This is a genomic window from Campylobacter sp. RM5063, from assembly GCF_024723655.1.
In the GTDB taxonomy this organism is placed as follows: Bacteria; Campylobacterota; Campylobacteria; order Campylobacterales; family Campylobacteraceae; genus Campylobacter_D; species Campylobacter_D lari_D.
On the sequence record NZ_JANQDA010000010.1, the window covers coordinates 35926 to 57775 of the forward strand.

22 protein-coding genes and 1 pseudogene are annotated in these 21850 nt (G+C 30.1%); 8 read left to right on the top strand and 15 right to left on the bottom strand.

Annotated features, from left to right (window positions below):
* Positions 1–292 precede the first annotated feature (292 nt).
* Both CAMP5063_RS04855 and CAMP5063_RS04860 read right to left on the bottom strand, forming a co-directional pair.
* Positions 293–1456, bottom strand: a complete 1164-nt coding sequence (locus CAMP5063_RS04855; protein ID WP_337194909.1) for a tetrahydrodipicolinate N-succinyltransferase N-terminal domain-containing protein — start codon at positions 1454–1456, stop codon at positions 293–295.
* 10 nt (positions 1457–1466) lie between these two features.
* On the bottom strand, positions 1467–2570 hold the full coding sequence (locus tag CAMP5063_RS04860; RefSeq protein ID WP_337194910.1) for an Mrp/NBP35 family ATP-binding protein: 1104 nt from the start codon (positions 2568–2570) through the stop codon (positions 1467–1469).
* Positions 2571–2677: 107 nt separating this feature from the next.
* On the opposite strand from CAMP5063_RS04860, the gene CAMP5063_RS04865 reads away from it, so the two are divergent.
* From CAMP5063_RS04865 to CAMP5063_RS04880, 4 genes are read left to right on the top strand one after another with little or no spacing between them, the layout of a single operon-like run.
* Positions 2678–3793 carry a bifunctional 2-C-methyl-D-erythritol 4-phosphate cytidylyltransferase/2-C-methyl-D-erythritol 2,4-cyclodiphosphate synthase gene (locus CAMP5063_RS04865; RefSeq protein WP_337194911.1) on the top strand — a complete coding sequence of 372 codons (1116 nt, stop codon included), beginning with the start codon at positions 2678–2680 and terminating at the stop codon, positions 3791–3793.
* A complete protein-coding gene (locus tag CAMP5063_RS04870; RefSeq protein WP_220566787.1) occupies positions 3790–4665 on the top strand; it encodes a hypothetical protein in 876 nt (291 codons plus the stop codon). Before CAMP5063_RS04865 ends, CAMP5063_RS04870 begins: the two co-directional genes overlap by 4 nt.
* A complete protein-coding gene (locus tag CAMP5063_RS04875; RefSeq protein ID WP_133319619.1) occupies positions 4643–5809 on the top strand; it encodes a sulfate adenylyltransferase in 1167 nt (388 codons plus the stop codon). The genes CAMP5063_RS04870 and CAMP5063_RS04875 overlap by 23 nt, the downstream gene beginning before the upstream one ends.
* Positions 5810–5811: 2 nt before the next feature.
* A complete protein-coding gene (locus CAMP5063_RS04880; RefSeq protein ID WP_133319620.1) occupies positions 5812–6303 on the top strand; it encodes a phosphatidylglycerophosphatase A family protein in 492 nt (163 codons plus the stop codon).
* A 275-nt stretch (positions 6304–6578) separates the two neighbouring features.
* Here the strand turns inward: CAMP5063_RS04880 and mnmA are convergent, their stop codons facing one another.
* The 4 genes from mnmA to CAMP5063_RS04900 all read right to left on the bottom strand — a co-directional run bounded on the left by mnmA (position 6579) and on the right by CAMP5063_RS04900 (position 9630).
* Entirely contained in the window at positions 6579–7595 is a 1017-nt protein-coding gene (gene mnmA, locus CAMP5063_RS04885) for a tRNA 2-thiouridine(34) synthase MnmA (protein WP_263659443.1), read from the bottom strand.
* A complete protein-coding gene (locus CAMP5063_RS04890) occupies positions 7558–8193 on the bottom strand; it encodes a TIGR00730 family Rossman fold protein (protein ID WP_263664779.1) in 636 nt (211 codons plus the stop codon). Before CAMP5063_RS04890 ends, mnmA begins: the two co-directional genes overlap by 38 nt.
* A 192-nt stretch (positions 8194–8385) precedes the next feature.
* Entirely contained in the window at positions 8386–9018 is a 633-nt protein-coding gene (locus CAMP5063_RS04895; RefSeq protein ID WP_337194912.1) for a hypothetical protein, read from the bottom strand.
* Between the two features lie 27 nt (positions 9019–9045).
* Positions 9046–9630, bottom strand: coding sequence for a hypothetical protein (locus CAMP5063_RS04900; RefSeq protein WP_263666337.1), 585 nt, complete (start codon positions 9628–9630; stop codon positions 9046–9048).
* 128 nt (positions 9631–9758) lie between these two features.
* Between CAMP5063_RS04900 and CAMP5063_RS04905 the strand changes: the two are divergent.
* Both CAMP5063_RS04905 and CAMP5063_RS04910 read left to right on the top strand, forming a co-directional pair.
* A pseudogene (locus CAMP5063_RS04905) lies at positions 9759–10612 on the top strand (hypothetical protein).
* Positions 10597–11193, top strand: coding sequence for a C39 family peptidase (locus CAMP5063_RS04910; RefSeq protein ID WP_337194913.1), 597 nt, complete (start codon positions 10597–10599; stop codon positions 11191–11193). The pseudogene CAMP5063_RS04905 and the gene CAMP5063_RS04910 overlap by 16 nt, the downstream one beginning before the upstream one ends.
* A gap of 33 nt (positions 11194–11226) precedes the next feature.
* Here the strand turns inward: CAMP5063_RS04910 and fliY are convergent, their stop codons facing one another.
* Genes fliY through aroQ form a run of 9 tightly spaced genes read right to left on the bottom strand, consistent with a single transcriptional unit; the run spans position 11227 to position 18417 of the window.
* The gene (gene fliY, locus CAMP5063_RS04915) at positions 11227–12066 is read right to left on the bottom strand and encodes a flagellar motor switch protein FliY (protein ID WP_337194914.1); all 840 of its coding nucleotides are present in this window, start codon (positions 12064–12066) and stop codon (positions 11227–11229) included.
* On the bottom strand, positions 12056–13147 hold the full coding sequence (gene fliM, locus CAMP5063_RS04920; protein WP_133319625.1) for a flagellar motor switch protein FliM: 1092 nt from the start codon (positions 13145–13147) through the stop codon (positions 12056–12058). Before fliM ends, fliY begins: the two co-directional genes overlap by 11 nt.
* Entirely contained in the window at positions 13147–13833 is a 687-nt protein-coding gene (locus tag CAMP5063_RS04925; RefSeq protein WP_133319626.1) for an RNA polymerase sigma factor FliA, read from the bottom strand. Before CAMP5063_RS04925 ends, fliM begins: the two co-directional genes overlap by 1 nt.
* Positions 13820–14176 (bottom strand): hypothetical protein, encoded by a 357-nt coding sequence (locus CAMP5063_RS04930; protein ID WP_133319627.1) that lies wholly within the window; start codon positions 14174–14176, stop codon positions 13820–13822. Before CAMP5063_RS04930 ends, CAMP5063_RS04925 begins: the two co-directional genes overlap by 14 nt.
* A gap of 14 nt (positions 14177–14190) precedes the next feature.
* On the bottom strand, positions 14191–15054 hold the full coding sequence (gene flhG, locus CAMP5063_RS04935) for a flagella biosynthesis ATPase FlhG (protein ID WP_133319628.1): 864 nt from the start codon (positions 15052–15054) through the stop codon (positions 14191–14193).
* On the bottom strand, positions 15047–16429 hold the full coding sequence (flhF, locus tag CAMP5063_RS04940) for a flagellar biosynthesis protein FlhF (protein WP_337194915.1): 1383 nt from the start codon (positions 16427–16429) through the stop codon (positions 15047–15049). The genes flhG and flhF overlap by 8 nt, the downstream gene beginning before the upstream one ends.
* Positions 16430–16437: 8 nt before the next feature.
* Positions 16438–16911: a 2-amino-4-hydroxy-6-hydroxymethyldihydropteridine diphosphokinase gene (folK, locus tag CAMP5063_RS04945; protein WP_220566782.1), complete on the bottom strand. Its 474-nt coding sequence runs from the start codon at positions 16909–16911 to the stop codon at positions 16438–16440.
* A 1-nt stretch (position 16912) separates the two neighbouring features.
* Entirely contained in the window at positions 16913–17938 is a 1026-nt protein-coding gene (locus CAMP5063_RS04950; protein WP_337194916.1) for an aminopeptidase P family protein, read from the bottom strand.
* Positions 17935–18417, bottom strand: coding sequence for a type II 3-dehydroquinate dehydratase (aroQ, locus tag CAMP5063_RS04955; RefSeq protein WP_039625266.1), 483 nt, complete (start codon positions 18415–18417; stop codon positions 17935–17937). Before aroQ ends, CAMP5063_RS04950 begins: the two co-directional genes overlap by 4 nt.
* A gap of 88 nt (positions 18418–18505) precedes the next feature.
* Between aroQ and mqnF the strand changes: the two genes are divergently transcribed.
* Both mqnF and CAMP5063_RS04965 read left to right on the top strand, forming a co-directional pair.
* Positions 18506–19726, top strand: a complete 1221-nt coding sequence (gene mqnF, locus CAMP5063_RS04960) for an aminofutalosine deaminase family hydrolase (protein ID WP_337194917.1) — start codon at positions 18506–18508, stop codon at positions 19724–19726.
* 91 nt (positions 19727–19817) lie between these two features.
* On the top strand, positions 19818–21850 hold a 2033-nt coding region (locus tag CAMP5063_RS04965; RefSeq protein WP_337194918.1), incomplete at its 3' end, for a S8 family serine peptidase.

The window sequence follows — 21850 nt, forward strand, 5'->3', positions numbered from 1 at the left end:
CAAAAAACAAATTTAACTTCTCAAGAGAAACTACTCTTATAAAATTCCAAGTTCGCTTAAGTACTATTTTATAATTATAATTTATAGCAACTCAATGTATTTTTAAACAAAAATATATCATTGAAAAATTATCATCATAAATATTATTTAGATAAGTATTCAGTTCAAGCTTTTATGTAGGATTTTTCACTAAAAAAAGCTAAATACTAAAAATCATTTTTATAATATCTATAGTTTAATTTAAAATCTACAACATGAGTTTTAAAATTCTTAACCCATAAGGGCTAAGAATTTAATGTAGATCTTCATTAAGTTTTACAGCTTTTTTGTTTAAAGCTGCTATCATCACTCCACTTTGAGAGTCTTGTCTAAAATGCAAGCCATTTAGCCCTGCTAATTCTAAACCTTTGTATATATCTTTGTCAAATTTAAAATCAGGATTGATTTTTTGAAGTTCTTCTTTATTTTTTAAAGCAAATTTAGTCCCTTCTAAAACAGCAATGCCTGCATCAACGATACAATTATCCCCTAAAGGAATTCCCGTAACCGAATTTGCACCCAAAAGACAAGCTTTACCAATGCTAATAGCATTACCACTTGTACCACTTAAAACACCAAGTATAGAAGCACCGCCTCCTACATCGCTACCTTCGCCCACAACAGCTGATGAACTAATACGCCCTTCTACCATACAAGCTCCAGTTGTACCTGCATTAAAATTCACATAAGCAGCCCCTGGCATGATAGTAGTACCTGCAGCTAAAACCGCCCCCATTCTTACTTTAGAACTTTCTAAAATTCTAGTATTATCCTCAGGAATAACATGAGCTAAAAATCTTGGAAATTTATCTACATAATCAATCCTTGGATACCTTCCACTCATTTTTAAATCAATCTCATTTTCTCTTAAAAAGTCTAAATCAATAGGCTTATTATCACTCCATGCAACATTTGGTAAAATCCCAAAAGCACCTGTTAAATTTAAACTTCTCAAAGGTACTTTTTTATTTGAAAGCAAATAAAGTTTTAAATACACACTTTCTAAGCTTTTTGGTGCTTCATCTTCAAAAATACAAACAAAAGAAAAAGCATTTTCTCTAAAATTTTCCTTTGCTGCTTTGATTGCTTCTATATTTTTATGCCCTTGCTCTTGTAAAAATGGCGCAAAGCATTCAAGTGCAAAGTCCAAATCTTCTTTAATCAAAGTAGCTACAAACTCACTTTCATTAAAATCAACATCAACCCCTCTTCTAAAAAAAGCTTCAAACATAACAGCTGCAGCGGCATAATTTTGCTCAAAATTAATCACACCAAAATTAGCTTGAAGTTTTTTATTAGGATCAACTTGACTTAGATCAAGTCTTGCTATAGCAAAAACTTTAGGCTTTTTATAATTAATCCTTTGTTCGATTTGCTTGATTAAATTTAAAAATTCTTCTTTACTTTCTATTGGCATATTTTCCTCCTTATTGCGAGCACGCGCTTTTGCCATTCATTATAGGTTGAATAGCTGAATTATCTACTTTACCTTCTTGATTAACCTTTTCTATAAATTCCCAGATTTTTTCAGCAGCTTGTAAATATCTTTTTGAACTTACACTCTCAGGCATATAAAAACTTACAGGCTTACCGCTATCTCCACCTTCTCTTACACTCATTTCGATAGGAATTTGAGCTAAAACTTCACACTTATAAGCTTTTGCCATTTCTTCTGTGGTGCCTTTACCAAAGATATCATATTCTTTACCATTATCAGGACATAAAAAGCCACTCATATTTTCTATAATACCTGCAACAAGAATGTGCAATTTTTCAAACATATCTAGCGCTCTTTTGCTATCATCTAAAGACACTACTTGAGGAGTACTTACACACACACCCGCACTCACTGGCACGCTTTGAGCTAGGGTAATTTGTGCATCACCTGTTCCTGGAGGCATATCAAGCAATAATACATCAAGTTCAGGCCAAAGCACATCAGCTAAAAGTTGTTCAATCGCTTTCATGATCATAGAGCCACGCCACATTAAACCCTTACCTTCTTCTATCAACACACCCATACTCATCATATAAACTCCATGAGATAAAATAGGACGAATTTTTTGACCTACAATTTCAGGTTTGCTTTTACTTTCACCTAGCATTCTTGGTATATTTGGTCCATAAATATCTGCGTCCAAAAGCCCTACCCTTTTACCCATTTTAGCCAAAGAAATCGCTAAATTTAAAGTTGTAGTACTTTTACCTACCCCACCTTTTCCACTTGAAATCATAAGGAAATTTTTAATTTGTGGAGCGATATTTTTACCACTTCTTGAATTGCTTTTTTCTTCAGGAATTTTTGGCTGTATGATTTCTAAATTAAGCTCTAAATTTAAATCTTTTAAAACATTTGCAATGTTTAGTCTAAGTTCTTGTGCAATTTGAGCATTAGCCGAAACGATTTCAACTACAATATGAGCTTGTTTTTCATTCAAATTAATCTTTTTTACAAAACCAAAACTTACTATATCTTTTTTAAATCCCGGATATATAACTTGTTTTAGTCTTTCTTCGATTTTTTCCTTCAATTTTTCTCCTTGTTGTTTAAAATGATTAATTCTACTAACTTAAATATAAATTTTGGCTTTTATGGTGTATAATATCGTAACATTAATAAAAAATTAAGGTGTAACAAATGTTAGATATTTCCTTGATTATGCTATCAGCAGGGGAGTCATCAAGATTTAATGCTCCAGTAAAAAAGCAGTTTTTAAGACTAGGTGAACATCCATTATGGCTTTATGCAACTAAAAATTTAAGTTCTTTTTACCCTTTTAAACAAGTAATTGTTACTTCTGGTAATATTTCTTATATGAAAAGGTTTGCACCTGAGTATCATTTTGTTAAAGGCGGTAATACAAGAGCACAATCATTACTTAATGCTTTAAATTTAGTACAAAGTGAATATGTTTTAGTTAGCGATGTCGCAAGGGTTTTGATTTCTAAAAACCTTTTTAATAATATTATAGAAAATTACGATAAAGCAGATTGTATTACACCTGTTTTAAAAGTAAGCGATACAGCAATTTATGCTCAAGAAGTTATCGACAGAGATAAAATAAAACTCATACAAACCCCTCAACTTTCGCGCACAAGTATGCTCAAAAAAGCTTTAGAGCAAAATGCAAATTTTACCGATGATAGCACAGCAATACAAGCTATTGGTGGTAAGATTTGGTATGTACAAGGTGATGAGTTAGCTAAAAAAATTACCTTTAAAGAAGATTTAAAAAGCTTAAATTTACCAAAACCATCTTGGGAAATTTTTAATGGAAATGGTTTTGATGTGCATGAATTTGGAGAGCAAAGAGCCTTACTTTTAGGCGGAGTAAAAGTACATGAAAATATGGGCTTGAAAGCTCATTCTGATGGAGATGTGCTAGCTCATGCACTAATTGATGCGCTTTTAGGTGCAGCAGGACTTGGAGATATTGGAGAACTTTTTCCAGATAATGATATACAATATAAAAACGCTGATTCTATGCTTTTATTGCAAAATGCTTATACTTTGGTGCAAAATTATGGATTTGAGCTTGTGAATGCTGATATTACTATCATAGCCCAAACACCTAAGATGAAAGATTTTAAAGAAGATATTGCTTTTAATATAGCCAAAATATTAAAAGTAACACCAAATAAAATCAATATCAAAGCCACCACCACAGAGCATTTAGGTTTTGTAGGAAGAAAAGAAGGAATTGCGGTTTTAGCAAATGTAAATTTAAAATATTTTGATTGGATGAAATTATGAAAGTTTTAATAGTAGAAAATGAATTTTATTTAGCTCAAAGCATAGGTTCAAAACTTAATTCTATAGGTTATGATTGTGATATTATTGCAAATGTTAATGAGCTTGCTCATCATGATTATGAAATCATTTTGCTTTCTACTAGTATGGCTAATTTTGAACATATTGTAGAAATTTTTAAGCATAAAATTATTATTTTACTCATATCTTATATAAGCTCAGATACAGTTTTAGCGCCACTAAAAGCCGGTGCGAGTGATTATATACAAAAGCCTTTTATGATAGAAGAATTAACGCGAAAAATCAAACATTTTCAAGAATTTAAGAAAATAAATATTTTAAATCATACTTATCAGTCTTATTTAAAACATAAATTTGAGACAGCTAAATTACCAACTTTTGATTATAAAAAATTCAAATTGCCTTTAATTTTAAAAACTAATAATCAAAATTTTGCAGATCATTTTGTATTTAACTATACCAATGAGCATAATGTCGCAAATATTTATATAGATCTTTCACATCAACAAAATTTAGATAAAATCTTTAAAGATAATTGTTTATACTATCTTGTAAATTTCCAAACTCTAAAATCATCAGACAAAGAAAAAGTGTTAAACCTTGCTTTAAAAAAAGCTGTTATTATACATACAAGTACAAATGTTGAACATAGTGATTTTCAAATTTTAGAACTAGGCGAGGATGAGAAAAACTTCGAAAGTAATGGAATTTTAACTATTGATGATTATGTTAAACATATTATCATTAGTTATCAAAATGTCTTTCCTGATACAGATTTGTCAAAAAAATTAGGAATTTCTAGAAAATCTTTATGGGAAAAAAGGAAAAAATATGGCATTACAAAGAAAAAATAGTATTACAATCTCAGAAGAAGAATACGAAGTTTTATGTTTTATCAAAGAAGGAGTTTTTGGTTCTTTTACAAAATTAATGAATCAAAAAGAAAGAGATGAAGTTATAGCCACAGGAATGATACATAAACAAAAAATTCCTTATACTCTCACCTTTGCACCTGCAAGTACAAAAGAAAATAATACTGCTTTAGAAAATGCAAAAGTTGGCGATAAAATAGACTTTATTTGCAATGATAAACCCATAGGACATATCATTTTAGAAAGCAAATTTGAAAATGATAAAAATAGCAATGATATTTTTAGACCTAATGCTTGCTTGATCCAAGATTTTGGAAAAATTTGTATAAGTGGCGAATTTGAAATTTATCACAATAATATCAAAGCCATTAAAGAAGATTTTGAAAAAATCAAAAAAAGATTAAATCCTTCTAATATCACAGCCATTGTTTCAAGTTTTGATCCTTTTCATAGAGCACATGAGAGAATTTTAAGATGGGCTATAGAACAATCTGATTTAGTGATTATTTTCCTTATAGAATCCTATGAAAACAACGGATTGAGCTTAAAACTCAAAAAGCGTTGTTTTGATGTTTTTGCGCAAAATTACTTACCATCTTCTAGGGTTTTACTTATACCTTTACATAATATCAAAATTTTTGCCTCGCATTTAAACCCTGTGCTTGAGTGTGCTTTGGCTAAAAGTTTTGATTGCAATAAACTTTTTGTAGGACAAAATCATGCAGGACTTGGGATGTATTTTAATCAAAACAGAACCTTTACCGTGCTTGATGATTTTGCAAAAGATTATAATATAGAAGTTACCATACTTCCTGAATTTGTATTTTGTGATGAATGTAAAATGGTAGTAAGTACCAAATCATGTCCCCATGGAGCTCATCATCATATGAAATACCATGGTGATTCTTTAAAAAATTTACTTAGACTTGGTATCATTCCACCAGCAGTTTTTATAAGAAGAGAAATTTCAGCTTTGATTTTATCTGAGCTTTTCCCAAATCGCTTTCATAATAAACAAAATATCTATAGTAATCTTTTCCCTACACATGGTATTTTAGAGTATCGAAGCGATAAAGAATTTTATGAGCAACTTATAAAACTTCATCAAATGTCATATATGGTGTAATCATGCAAAAATTATTTTTAACTTTTTTTTATTCAGGTAGTGTTAATAAAGCTCCAGGAACCTTTGGTACAATAGCAGCGCTAATCCCTGCTTTTTTTATTTTAAGGTATTTGGGTATAGGAACTTTGATCTTACTTGCAATTTTACTTTTTTTAATCTCTATAAAAATCATCGATCAATATGAAAAACAAACAGGCATACACGATGATAAGCATATTGTAATAGATGAAGTTGTTGGGGTATTTTTAGCCTTGGCAATTTGCGGACAGAGTGTTTTTACTTTTTTGCTTTCTTTTGTTTTATTTAGATTTTTTGATATCACAAAACCTTCTATCATAGGTAAAATTGACAAAAAAACAAAAGGTGGTTTGGGTGTAATGCTAGATGATGTTTTAGCAGGAATTTTCGCAGGATTATTTAGTGCAGTAATTTATGGAATTTTACTTAAATTTGATCTTTTATGGTTTGATATAAGCATTATGGAGATATTTTAGCTTTAAAAAACACAGTCTAAAGTAACTATAAACATACCGAAAATAGGTAAAACAAGAAAGATGTGAAGATCGTGGAGTAATTGTTGATATGACTGAATAAGATCAACTTATCAAATGCAATATAATTTTTCTAAGACAAGATTTGCTTAATCTATCTTAGAAAAACCTCAACTACAATTTTCTTATTTTCTATTACAATAAAATAATTTTAATTTTTAAAAAAGTTAGTATAATTACATAAGGGTGCAACGCCAAAGGGGTGCAACCCTTTAGCGTTAATTTATAAATCCGCTTGCAAGAACCAAATCTTTATCGTAAAATACCGCCATTTGTCCGCTAGCAAGCCCATAAACAGGCTCTTGTAAGATGATTTTTGCACTTTTATCTTCATTAATCAAAACTTTACATGGGGTTGATCTTGATCTATAGCGTATTTTTACTTCACAATCTAGCTCTTTAGCATCAACAAATAAATTAATATTATCAAGATTAAATTCACTTATCTTAAGTTCTTCTTTTTTACCTACTATGATTTCATTTTTTTTAGGATCAATTTTTAACACAAAATGTGGCTCATGAGCCCCGCGTACCTCAAAACCTCTTCTTTTACCTATGGTATAGTGCATATAACCTTCGTGTTTTCCTACTTCTTTACCACTACTATCTCTTACAATACCTGGAATTTTAGTATCCATAAACTGATCTAAAACTTGCACATAAGTATCTTCCACAAAACAAATTTCAGAACTTTCCTTTTGTGTTGCAAAAGATTTTAAAACATCAATTGTAGAAGCAAATTTTTTCACATCTTCTTTTCTCATCTCTCCAAGAGGGAAAATCAAATATTCCAAAGCCTCTTTCTCTGCATTTGCTAAAAAATAGCTTTGATCCTTACTCTCATCAACTGCAATTTTAATCAAACCATTTTCTATCCTTGCATAATGACCTGTAGCTAATTTCTCACAACCCAAACTCTTAGCAAATTCTAAAAGCTTGCCAAGCTTAATAAAGCGATTACACAAAGCACAAGGATTTGGCGTCTTTCCTTCTTTGTAGGTATTAACAAAAGGCATATAAACTTGATTTTTAAAATCTTCTTGTAAGTCTAAAATATGATATTTGATGTCTAAAAATTTAGCAACTTTTTCAACTTTTTGTATATTTTCTTCATGATAATTAGCTTTTCCATGAAGCTTCATATAACAACCTATAATCTCATGTCCTGCTTGCTTTAACTTATAAGCAGTTACAGTGCTATCTACACCCCCACTCATTGCAACAAGAATTTTCATCTTTTTCCTTTATCATTCTTATAATTTCATCTAAATCATCACTTATACTATACTTTAACTCATCATTTTTAGATATAGTTCCAAGTTCTAGTAAAGAAGTTTTGATAAATTCATCAAGAGGTTGCCAAAATTTTTGCCCAACTAAAATAATAGGAACATCTTTTTTAAAACTAAGTTGCTTAAGAGTAAGAATTTCAAAAAATTCATCTAATGTTCCAAAGCCGCCTGGGAAAATCACAAAAGCTAGACTCTTTTGGATAAGAGCCATTTTGCGAATGGCTAAGCTCTTAAAAGTGATATTATACTCTAAAAAGTCATTTGCTTTTTGCTCAAATGGTAAATGTATATTAAATCCAAAAGATTTCAAGTGCGAAGCTTGACTTTGCATAGCCCCGTAATTTGCAGCTTGCATAATACCACCGCCACCACCACTGATGATGCTATAACCCTCATCAGCTAACTTTTGAGCTAATTTTGAAGCCAAAATACAATACTCATTGTCTTCTTTTAATCTTGCAGAACCAAAAAAAGTTATAGCATTTTTTAGGTTTGGCATGTTAGCAAATTTTTCTAAATCTTGGATTATTTTTTCATTCATTTTATAACCTTTAGTTAAAATAAATTCTATTCTAGCTAAATTTTTATAATAATCTTTTATGTAATTTTTAAATAATTTTCTTTTGCAAACTGCATTAAATTAGATTTTTTTAAATTTCTAAACTTTCAAATCCACACTTTTATATATTATACACACTTAATTATGAAAAGATTTTAGTAAATTCGTTATTATTTAAATCTTTACATCTATTTTAACACCAAAAAGAATTTTCAACTCATCGCTTGTACTAAATTTATCTTCTAATAGTTTTTTTACAAGTTCGTTTCTTGTACTATCATCTTTGTAAGTTTCTTTGTTTTTACTTTCTGCTTGTATAGGTTTAAAGGGTTTTTCTTTGTCTTCTTTTTGATTGTTTTTATTAGCTAAGAACCTATCTATATCTTCTTGAGTAAGTGACTTACCAAGTTCATTAAAAAATTGTTTTTCTCTTTGTGCCCTTTCAGCACCCCATATTTTCTCAAATTCATTCATACTTGTAAGAGTTTTTAAAAGATCAACTTTTCGTTTATGAAGTGCGGACAAATCTACGCCTTCTGTAAGATAGTCTGTGCCAAATTTATTAAGTATTTTTATTTCATCCTTGCTTAGTTTATCTTCCGTATATCTTTTATATAAAGAGTTTTCTACTTCTTTTACATCAGGAGATCCATTATACCCTTGTTCTTCTTTGGTTTTTTCAGAGAAATTAAATTTTTTTATCACGGAATTAAAATAATTATCATCGTTTTTAAGCACAGATTTTTTATTGTTCGTGTTATTGCTTAGATAATTAATATTTGTATATTGAGTATCAAAATTTACCATAGAAAACCCTTTTTTTATGATATTTTATTAAAATAATCTTGGATTCCAACCACCCATGGCATCTTGTATAGAATTTTGATATTTATAAGCAATTTCTCTCATGATTGTATTATTATTTAACATAGGACTAGAATTATATTGATATATTTGTCCATTCTTTACATTATAAACACCGACTCCATAAGTAAATAAAACATAAGGCTGTCCTAAATTTGAGTATTTTATTTGTCTTTTTACCTTATATACAGGACGATATTCAGCAGGAGAATTAGCACTCGCTTGCAACCAAGAAATTAATCTATCTCTACTAGGGTTTGAGCATTTTTCATCTCCTGCACCACATAGACCCTTGTTAAGATTGCTAAGTTCGTATTCTGAAAAATCTGCAATTGCATAAACTTCTGAAATTAAATTTGGACGATCTTTAAAAAATTTAAAACCGACTAAATATCCACCCTTAACTTGTTTCATTTCATCTACATTTAGAACTTTTACGCCTTGAGAATTATCACTTAAAGCACCATTACTAACTTTAGCTAAAAAATCCCCAGCAAAAGCAGAACTTACTAACAAAGAACCTAAAATTAAAGAACTTGCTAACTTCTTTAACATAACTTCCTTTTTTAGCTATTTTTACTCTTTTTTAAAGAATATCATAAATTACATATTAAAATCAATTTGTTATTTGAAACATTTATTGTTTTAATGGAAAAAATCTAAAAATATTTAGAAAGGTAACAATGAAAAAGATTTTCTTAACATTTATGGTTTTACTTAGTTGTATTTTTGCTAGTGATGAACTAAGTATAGACAGTTTATTTAAAAAGCAAATAGGCTTAAGAAGTATCACAAGCTTTTCTTTGCTTAGTACAGGAAATGCAAATTCTTATGCACTTTATCCCAACATCATTGTAGGTGGAGATCCTACAATTTGGAATGATACAAAGCAAGTGTTTTTAACTCAAACTTTCATTTATACCCTAACACCCAAGTTCGATATACTTGTGTCAGGGGGCGGAAGTTATGCAAGAGCTGAATATACAAACTTTTTTACAAATGAGTATTCTAGTAAAAACAGAATATGTTTTGATGTTTATGGCTAGGTTTTATTTATACAGGAGATAGCATTGCAGATTTAATTCCACAAATTACCTTTCAAACTGCAGTCATTCAAAGAGAAAAAGCAATCAATCAAACCAAAAACTTTTATCTAAAATCACAAAGCTTACAAGCTAGTTTAAGGGGATATAGCGACCCTGTTGTATATAGCATTTATACCGGTTTTGGTTATAATCAATCAAGAAAATTTAAAACCCTTAAAATAGAGTATGGAAATAGTATTTATGTGGGTGGGGATTTATCTATCATACTAAGTCCTAAGATTACTTTGGATTTAGGAGCAGAGCAAAGATTTCAAACCGAGCAAAAAATCAATGGCTATCAAAATTCTGAAGTGCGTTCTATTCCAACTTTAAGTTTAGGTTCTACTTATAGCATTAATTCAGATACCGCAGTTTCTGTTAATGCTAGTTTTGGGGGAAGTTCTGCTTCGCCTGATAGTATATTTGGGATAAGCTTATGGAGAAAATTTTAAAAATTTTATTATTTTTATCCATTCTTTCTTTGAATGCAAAAGCAGAATGGGTAGTCAAGTCTTATCAAGAAATTAAAAACGAAAGAGTAATAAGACAAACTTACGAGCAATCTTGCGGGGCTTCATCTTTGGCAACTTTACTCAATATACTTGATGATAAAAAGTTTGATGAGCTTAAACTTTTACAAACCATGAGCGGACAAAAGCTTTATACGGATATGGTAAGCTTTGCAGATTTAAGCGATGCAGTTAAAAAACTAGGCTATGAAAGCAATTCATACCAAATCAATAGAGAAAGCTTAGACAAGCTTGTAAATATTCCAATGCTTGTAAAAATTGAAGATGACCCATGCTTCCCACATTTTGTGGTAATTATTAATCACAAGGGGAATTGTTTACAAGTGCTTGATCCAAGCCATGGAGAATACATAAGCTCTAAAAGTCAATTTTTTAGCATTTGGGATAGATATAATAAAGGCAGTTATGCTTTAATTGTTGCTCCTAAAAAAGAGTTAAAACCTTTCAAGCTAAATACTCCAAAATCTTTGCATTTTGATTTTAAGCCTTTTAGCTTATATTGATTTTTATTGTTTTTTGATTAGAGAACTAATTTTTCATCTTAATTGCTCTAATCTTTCTTTTTTAGAGCCAATCTCAGTAATTTGTACTCCAAAATTTCCATCTACAATAACTACTTCCCCATAGGCAATCTTTTTATCACCTATTAAAATTTCTAAAGGATCATTAGCTAATTGATCAAGCTCGATAACTGAACCTATGTCCATAGTTAAAACATCCTTTAAAAGCATTTTTTTACTACCAATACGCACTCTTATAGGCAAACGCACATCCATAATCAAGCCGATATTTCTTAACTCTTCAACGCTTGCTAAGGTTTTATGGTCTTGAGTATGCTCTTCATGAGTTGTAACAATTTCTTCTAAATCAGTTTTAGTTAAAACTTTATAAATTTTCTCATCAAATACTAAGGAAATTTTCTCTTCTAAATCAGCTATTTTTAAATTATATAAATATATTTTATGAAAGCTGCCAAGTTCTAGATTATCTGCAACAAATTCACAATTTTCTAAACTAAATTCCATTTTTGGAATTTCTTTTTGTGCACCTAAGGTTGTAGAAAATGCTGAAATGATATTTTGTATAGCTTCTTTAGCCGCGTCCATTTCATCTTCATTTAGCTCACTATTTTTAGAGATTTCTTCTTCTCCCATCATCCACTCACCAATTGCACTCATTAAAACCGCACTTGCTAAGATTTTGATTTTCATCTCATTATTGACACTAAAAGTAGCACTAACTAATGGCGGAGTCATAGAATCTTGAGAATTTACATCATACTCATAATACTCGCTAAATTCAGCACTTTTCCCTGTTAAGCCTTCTATTGTGCTTATGCACTCGTTGACAAATATGCCTAAAAAATCATTGATCATCTTCTTCCTCTTCTAATTCTTCATTTTCATCATAAGAATTTGCCTTTGCTCTTCTTTCATCTTCATATTTTTCAAGCATTTCTTTAATCTCATCTTTATCAGTTTTAATAAGTTCTAAGATTTTAATCGACTTTCTAAATCTATGAAGTCCTACTTGAGCTAAAAATACTTCTTTTTTATCTATGGCTACTATAGCTTTATCATCTGCACTTCTATCAAGTTTTAAAATATCTCCTTGTTTTAAATCTAAAAATTCATTTACATTGATAAAAGTTTTACCAAGCATAGCTTCATAAATCACTTCAGCACGACCGATCAAAGTTTTAAGTTCTTTGTTTCTTGACTTTTTAGCCGAAGTTTCACCCATCATAATATCACGATTTGCTAAACGACTCAAAATACTTTCCAAATGCACAACTGGATAGCATATATTTACCATACCACTTGAATTTCCTATGATAATCTCCATTACCACCATGATAACAATCTCATTTTGAGAAACAATTTGCACAACATTTGGACTTGATTCTTTTGCTTCAACACTTGGATAAATTTCCGTAACATTCATCCAACTTTCTTTAAGTCTTTGCATAATAATACGCAAAATAGAATCAAGCAAGTTAAGTTCTATTTCTGTAAGCTCTCTTAAGGTGTCAAAACTTTCACCTTGACCACCCAAAAGCCTATCTATCATAGGGAAAGCAATACTTGGATTAATCTCTAAAACACAATTTCCATCTAAAGGCTTAATAGAAAAAACATTAAAGCTTGTCGGTGAAGGTAAAGACATCAAAAATTCACCATAAGTCATTTGATCAACTGAGTGTAGTTTAATCTCAACTATACTTCTCATCATAGATGAAATTTGCGAAGCAAGATTTCTAGCTAATTTATCATGAATTCCTTTAATAGAACGAAGTTGTTCTTTTGAAACCCTATTTGGACGCTTAAAATCATATACTACAATATCTCTTTTATCTTCTATTTCTTCTAATTTTGAAGAAGCAGCACTATCATCGCTATCATCATCAACGACTTCTAAAAGAGCATCAATTTCTTCTTGGGAAAGTATTTCAGCCATTAAACTAGCCTTTCTCTAATCTTCTTAAGCAAACGCTTATGAATTTGTGAAATTCTTGACTCGCTAATCTCTAAAATCTCTGCAATTTCTTTTAAATTTAATTCTTCATAATAATAAAGCTGTATCACAAGCCTTTCTCTTTCTTTAAATTCTTCCAAAACCGCGTTGATTTTTTCTATTAATTCTTCTTTTTCTATTTGTTCTATGATATTACTATCATTAAAACAATTTAGCTGTTCATCTAAAGGCATAACAAGCGATATAGCATGAGCTGCTCTTGCTTCTTTTACCTTTTCTACTTCTAAATTTAATCTTTGTGCTAAATACTCATCATCAGGTTCTTTTTCATTTTCTTGATAAAACTCATCTATAATAGCGTCAATATCTTTGATGATTTTTCTATTGCTTCTACTCATTACATCAAGGCTTCTTAGATAATCAAGCATAGCTCCATTTACTCTTTTTCTTGCAAAACCCCAAAAATTGTCATTTTGTTCTTTATCATAGCGACGCGAGAGTTTAATCATCTCTTCTACGCCAATACTAATTAAATCATTTACATCAATACTTGCAGGCAAACGCTCTTTAAGTCTAAAAGCCATAGCTCTTAATGCGGGCATATAAGAGATGACTAAGTCATCTTGTTCTTTTTTTAGCGTAGAAGCATAAGCATTATGCGGCTGCATGTTTTACTTTTCTTTTTGAAGAGCTATCAAGTTTTTTAAGGTCTTCACGCTCTTCTTGAAGTTTTTCAAGCAAGTAATCCATTTTCTTTTCTCTTGCAGCTAATTCTGCTATAAAGCTATTATTTTCATTTTCATATTTTTCTTTATTAAAGCTTCTACCACTAATTTTATTTGCATCTACAAAAATCATAATTACTATATGGATTAACACATAAAATACAAAAGTAATCAAACAAGTATATACAACTATCTCTACTGCATCTTCTATATTAACTATGGTGAACATTAATCCTATAAAAAAACCACAAACAGTAAAAAAAGCAACAAAATTTTCTGGTCTCATCTTTTTCCTTCAATCTAAAAACGATCCAAAAGCTTTTTGAAGAAACTCATAATGCTTTTATCTCCCACATTATTAAGCACTTTTTGTTCCAACCTATACAAAAGCTTAGAAGCTATGGCTTTGAGTTCATCACTTGCATTAGTATCATCATCGCTAAATAAAGTTCTTTTTTTAATACTAGAACTAATATCTTTACTTTGACCTAAAAATCCTAAAAATTCTAAATTTAAATTATGCTTAATGTTAATATCTGCTACTTTTTTAATATTATCAAAAATTCTTAAAGCCTCATTTTCATTTCTAACTACATTAAATACCATTAATAAATTCTCTTTAGTCTTTGAAGTAGTTTTTATAGTAGCATAAGCATCGGTAATTGCGGCAGGATCAGGTACAGTTATGACAATAACCTCATCAGACATTTCTAAGAAATTCCCTATATTGCCACCAATACCTGCTCCTGTATCAATGATTAAAAAGTCTAAATCATCTAAAATACTTGTTTGATTTAAAAATCTCTCATAAATATTTTTATCATTGTATTTTAAAATTTCATCGCCACTCTCACCTGGGATAAGCCATAAATTTGGCTTGACTTCTATTAGAATATCTTCTAGTGAGCATTCACCTTTTAAAACATGTAAAAGGTTTTTTTCTACACGCACATTTAAAATCACATCTAAATTTGCAAGCCCTATATCTGCATCAAAAAGCCCTACTTTATATCCATTTTTAGCTAGGATGTTGCCCAAATTTGCACTAAAAGTACTTTTTCCAACTCCACCTTTACCGCTAGTAACTGCGATAAAATGGGTATGTTTTACATTTGAGTTTTCATTTTTTACTAGATCTTTTAATTTTTCTGCTTGATTACTCATTTTCATCCCTTCTAAAACCTTCTAACACACAACGCACCAAAAAGTCGCTATTTGCTACTTCTATATCATCAGGTACTTCTTGACCTATGGAAAAAAAGCTCATCGGAGTGCTAGTTTCATAAAGCAAAGAAAACACATTTCCAAATACTTTTGTTTCATCAAATTTTGTAATGATTAAAGTGTCTATATTTAAAAATGAAAAATTATTATAAGTTTCTAATAAATCTTCATATTTTGTATTTGCTGAAAGCACTAAATTCACATCAATTTGCGCATTAGAATGCGATAAAAATTCTTTTGTTTTTTCAAGTTTTGCCTTATCATACTGTGAATTTCCGGTTGTATCTACTAAAATAACCTCACAAGTATTTAAACTTCTAATCGCATCATCTAAGTCATTTGGCTCTATACTATCAATAATAGGAAGTTTCATCATCTTAGCATATTGAAAAAGTTGCTCTACTGCGCCTATTCTATAAGTATCAAGAGTTATAATACCGGTTTTATAGCGTCTATCTCCATAAGCATAGCGAAAAGCAAGCTTTGCTAAAGTTGTAGTTTTACCTACTCCTGTTGGACCTACCAACATCATGATTTTTTGCTTTTTAATTTCACTTTCTAAACGACATGGAAGCATATTACGCAAAAGTGAGTAAAAATACCTTTGCACTGCTTCTTGATTTGATTTCATGGTGCTTGGCATATTTTCAATAGTCGCTTTCATAATCGCTTCTAAATGCGCTTCTTGCATACCACTTGCTTTAGCTTGCTTATAAATACTTGCAAACTCAGGTGGTATAGCTAATTCTTTGCGTAAATCTGCCTTATCATCCCACATCATATCCACAAGTAAATTCATTTTATCATTAAGCTTGTTCATTTGTTTTTCAAAAGCTTCTATTTTTTTATCATAATTTGGATTTGGCATAGAAAAATCTTGATAGTTTGAAACCTTGCTAATTTCTGAACTAACTTGAGAAAGTTTGTTTTTTAAATTTAAAAAATTATCATCTTTTTTGCTTGTATTTAAATAAGGATTAATAGGTTTTTGCTTAGCTTTTGAAGAAAAATCAAGCACTACATCTTCTTCTTTTTTTTCATCTTCAAGTTTTGGAGTTTGAATTTTAGCCTCAGGAAAACTTGCTGTGTTTGGTTTTTTCTTTGGTGGCATAGGCAAATTATTTTGTTTTAAATGCTCTTCATAATCAGCTTCTTCAATCGCCACTATAACCTCATACAAAGGCTTTTGATTGATAGTTTTTGGACGAATTTGCTTATTAGTTACTATCAAAGCCTTATCGCCATAATCTTGCTTGACCTTAGGTATAATCTCATCTGTGCTTTCAACCGTAAAAGTATGAATCAATTGTCCCATATTTTTCCTTATCTTAACAAGCCCAAAGGCAAAGTTACGCTAATTCTATCATTTACCCCCGCATGAGGCACTATGCAATACTCATCTTTACGCGCTTTTTTTGAAAAATACAACAAATCCAAATCAAGCGTTCTAGGAGCATTTTTAAAAGTTCTTTTTCTTTTGAATTTAAACTCATAAAAAAACAAAACTTTTAAAAGTGCTCTTGCATGCAAACTTGTGCTTACAACCATCACTGCATTAGTAAAGTCTTTTTGCTCTTCAAAGCCAAAAGCTTTATTAATCAAAAATGGCGATGTTTGCAATACTTGCAAGCGTTTATCTTGCATTAAAAGCCTAAATAAACTCCGAAAGCGTTTTTTTTCATCTTCTATATTGCTTCCAAGTCCTATAATGGCTATGTATTTTCCTTTTTTATCAGCCTTTGAATAAAAAGGAAAAAAACGAATTTTTTCTAACCTTCTAGCCCCTTTAATCAGCAAGTTATAACACCACTGCCTTTTTTTTATCAAGATAGACCATATCTTCTATCCTAATGCCAAGTTTATCTTTGATATAAATTCCAGGTTCAATGGTAAATACCATACCTTCTTTTAGCTCATAATCACTTCTTGGACTAATATTTGGCAACTCATGTATATCAAGTCCCACTCCATGCCCTAAGCTATGAATAAATTCTTTTTCAAAACCTGCGTTTTTAATCACTTCTCTTGCGATAAAATCAAGCTCACTTGCCATCATACCAGCGCGTGCTTTTTCTATAGCTTGAAGTTGGGCTTGCTTAACCACTTCATAAATTTGCATAATTTCTTTATCTTTAAAATTTGGCTTATTTTTATCAAACACTATGCCACTCTCATCAAAACAAGCCGTTCTTGTGCGATCAGAACAATACCTTTGATAAACCACACCCGCATCAACTAATAACAAATCTCCATATTCTAAACATTTATCACTAGGTAAAGCATGCGCTTTAGCCGCATTTTCATTAATAGCTACAATAGGTGAAAAAGAAAGTCCTAAAGCACCTTTTTTTTGAAAAATTTCACACGCTTTAAAATGTAATTCTTTTTCGCTTTTTCCATAGCCTTCTTGGCTGATAAAATTAGCAAATTCTTCAAAGCATTCTTTGCCAAAATTTACAGCCTTTTGTAAAAGTTGTAATTCCTTAGCATTTTTTATAATGCGTTTGTTTTTACTCAAGTCTAATTTTTCCTCAAAAACGATATTTGCACTTTTACTAAGTTCTTTAAATTCAAAATAGCTAAAGTCTTTTGGGTCAAAATACACCCTATCAATTCCTGCTTTTTCTAAAAGCTCTCTAGCGCTATCAAAAAGATCTTGTGCTAAAACTACCTCAGCATTTTTTATCATTTCGCTAGCTTCAAAACTATATCTTGCGTCAGTGATGAAAAAAGCTTTATCTTCAAGTTTTAAAAATAAAGCATTATCGCAAGAATAGCCGCACTCATAAAAAAGTGCATTTTCGTTTTTTAAGATAAAATTCATTGATTTGCTTGTTGTGCTTTTGCTTGAGCTGCTTTATATGCATTGATTTGATCAAAAATTTGGAAAAGTCCCATTAGAGCCATATGATAACCAAAAGGACCAAAACCTACCACGCTACCTGCACAAACTGGTGCTATCATGCTTTTTTGTCTGAATTCTTCTCTTCTGTAAGTATTGCTAATATGCACTTCAATCACAGGCATATTAATCGCCGCAATCGCATCACGGATTGCTATAGAAGTGTGTGCATAAGCAGCTGCATTAATAATCACTCCATCTACACTGCCTAAGCATTCTTGAATTTTATCAACTAGCTCACCTTCAAAATTACTTTGAAAAAACTCAATCTCCACATTAGCTTGTTTTGCGGCTTGTTTCATTTGCTCGTGGATATCTTCCATTTTCATATTACCATAAATGTGAGTTTCTCTTACACCAAGCATATTAATGTTTGGTCCTTGTATTACCATAACTTTCATAATCTAACCTTTATTTAGTAAAATTTACTATATTATAACACTTTAAAGCTAAATTTTAGCTACAATTTACTTTTTTAAAGGATGGAAAATGTTTATAATAGCACCCAAAATCATCCTAACCTGTGATGATAAATTTAGTATTTTAGAAAAAAAAGCTATTCTTTTTGATGATAATATTTTAGAAATTGATAGCTTAGAAAATTTACAAAAATCCTACCCACAAGCTAAGCTTATACCAACTCCAAAAGATACCTTACTTTTACCTGCTTTTATCAATCCACACACGCATTTAGAATTTAGTGCAAATAATGGAAATTTAGTCTTTGGAGACTTTTTAAAATGGCTTGATAGTGTTTTTAATAACCGCGAGCAATTAAACGAAAAAGCCAAAGAAAAATTAATCTCACAAAATATTCATAAAATGCTAAAAAGTGGCACTGCTACTATAGGAGAAATTTCAAGCTTTGGGGGCGATTTAAACCCTTGTGTAAATTCACAAGCTAGAGTGATATTTTTTAATGAAATTTTAGGTTCAAATGAAAATTTTATCCAAGCAAAAAAAGAGGAATTTTTAACTCGTTATGAAAAAAGCATGAGCTTTAAAACTTCTAAATTTATCCCTGCTATTTCAGTGCATGCACCCTACTCAACCCACCCAGAGCTTGCTAAATTTGCTATAAAACTTGCTAGAGAAAATGATCATTTACTAAGCACACATTTTCTTGAAAGTAATCATGAAAACAACTGGCTAAGATTTAAAAAAGGTGGTTTTAAAAAGAGCTTGGCTAAATTTAGCAAAAATCCTATGCCACTTTACACTCCGCAAAGCTTTTTAGAACTTTTTAAAGATCAAAGGACTTTATTTACACATTGCGTGTATTTTAAAGAATGGAATTTGCTAGATAAAAATCTGCACTCAATCACGCATTGTGCTTTTTCAAATAGGCTTTTGAGTAAAAATACTTTTAAATTAAAATCTGCTTTAAAAAATGGTATTAATATCCATCTAGGAACCGATGGCTTAAGTTCAAATACTTCTTTAAGCATGCTTGATGAAATGAGAGCAAATTTACTTATACATGATGATTTAGAGTTAGAAAATTTTGCCAAAATGTTACTTTTAATGGCAACAAATAAAGCCGCAAAAGCCTTAAATTTAAACCTAGGTCAAATTCAAAAAGGCAAAATAGCTGATTTTAGTCTTTTTGCTTTACCAAATAGTGCAAATTTAAAACAACTTCCTTTGCAATTTATCTTACAAAGCAAAGAAGTGTTAAAACTTTTTATAGAAGGAAAAGAAATAATATAAATATCTTAAACAAGAGTTTCTAATCAAAATTAAAATATTTCTGTTATACTTAAAAATTATAAGAATCTTTAATAAAATTTAAGAAAGTCATATGAAAAAATATTTAATAATATTTATTTTTATAACTCAAATTTTAGCTTTAAATGATTTTGAAGTTATTAATGTTCATAAAGCACACGATCTTAATATCACAGGAAAAAATATAAATGTAGGTATTATAGATTCTGCTTTTAATGCAAATCATCCTAGTTTGCAAGGACAAATCATAGAGCAACAATACTCAACAGTAAATAATAAACCTTATACTCCTGATCTAACAGTAGACACTCACGGATCACATGTAGCAGGAATTATACTTGGTAATTTTAAAAACATTAAAGAACCATATGGGATTGCTTACAATGCGAAAATGTATGGAATTCAAATTTTTGGCTATAACAATGGAAGTCAAAAAATAATTCCTTATAATATTTATGATTATTTTAAAGATAAAGAAATAAAAATAATCAATAATAGTTGGAATACACAATTATATCCAATAGTAGGAATGAGTCAGCTCGGATGGTATGTATCAGATCTTAAAAAGCAAAATTCTAATTATTTTTTAAATTTAGCAAACAACAATAAACCGCTTGATGGGATTATAAAGTTAGCAAAAGAAAAAAACATTCTAATACTATTTGCAGCTGGAAATGAGGGTATAGTATCACCTGGATTTAATGCTACTCTTCCTTATTATGATGAAAATTTAAGATCATGGCTTAGCATTGGAGCCATTGATTCTTCTAAAATTACAAAAGATGAAAATGGAAAACTTATATTATCCTCTAAAGCTATAGCATCGTATAGCAATGGATTAAAAGGAGTTGAAAATTTTTCATTAGTAGCACCTGGAAGTTTTGTTAATTCAGTTAATGCTGCTTATAATATACAACCCATTTTTGGAAGACCTGATAAAAATTTATATGTTAAAATGAGTGGTACTTCTATGGCAACTCCTATGGTAAGTGGAGCTGCTGCTTTAGTGTCAGAAAAATTCCCTTTTTTAAATGGAAAACAAATAGCTGATGTTTTATTAAGTACAGCAAATAAAAATTACAAAACTCCAAAACTAACAGTAAAAGAAACTCAACTTCTTAATACTTCCAATGGAAGAAAACAATCCTATTATACTATTATTTATATAGATACGCCTATCCCTGATGATAAAAATAAAATAAAACAAGATTTGATAGATGCTGGATATTGGAGTTTTGAAGCAGATAAGATATTAAACAATCTAATCGACAAATATCCACTTATGCAAAATGCCAATGAAGACTACAAAGGAATACAAACTCTCAAAAAAGAACAAATCTTAGGACAAGGCATTCTAGACATTGAAAAAGCCATAAATGGTATAGGAATTTTAGATGCAAATAGATTAAATTTACAAGATATTACCGATACTTATGGCGAAAAAGAAGCTTACTATGCTATAAATACTCAAGGATATAACGCGATTTTTAGCAATGACATATCTCAAAAAAAATGGGATGATAGTTTACATAGACTCGATGCTTTAAATTCTCCAAAAGATGAAATACAAAATTTAAATATTGGATTTATCAAAGATGGTCAAGGGAGGTTAATTTTAAGTGGAGAAAATACTTATCTTGGTAAAACTATAGTAAAAGAGGGTGAGCTTTCCCTAATAAAAACACAAAATAATAAAGGAATTATAAGTGGAGAGGTTAAAGTTTTAACTAATGGTAAATTTAGCGGAAATGGTTTAATAAAAAATAATTTATACAATCAAGGAATTGTGAGACCTGGAAATCAAGACTTAAGTGATTTAATTGTAGAAGGTCTATATAACCAAAAAAACAATGCTATTTTGCAGCTTGATTTTGGAAATAATGGTAATTCTAAACTTATAGCAAATTCTTATCAAATAGAAGGTGGTAAATTACAATACATACCATTACCTATGTTTTACACTAGTGGCAATATAATTACTATAAATTTAGCTGGATTAAAAAATAATATAAATGACTTTGAAAAAGTTGAAATATCAGGAAACAATAGTATTGATTTTGTTGCTGTATTAGATGAAGATAAAGTTAGTATTAATAAGCCCGCGCC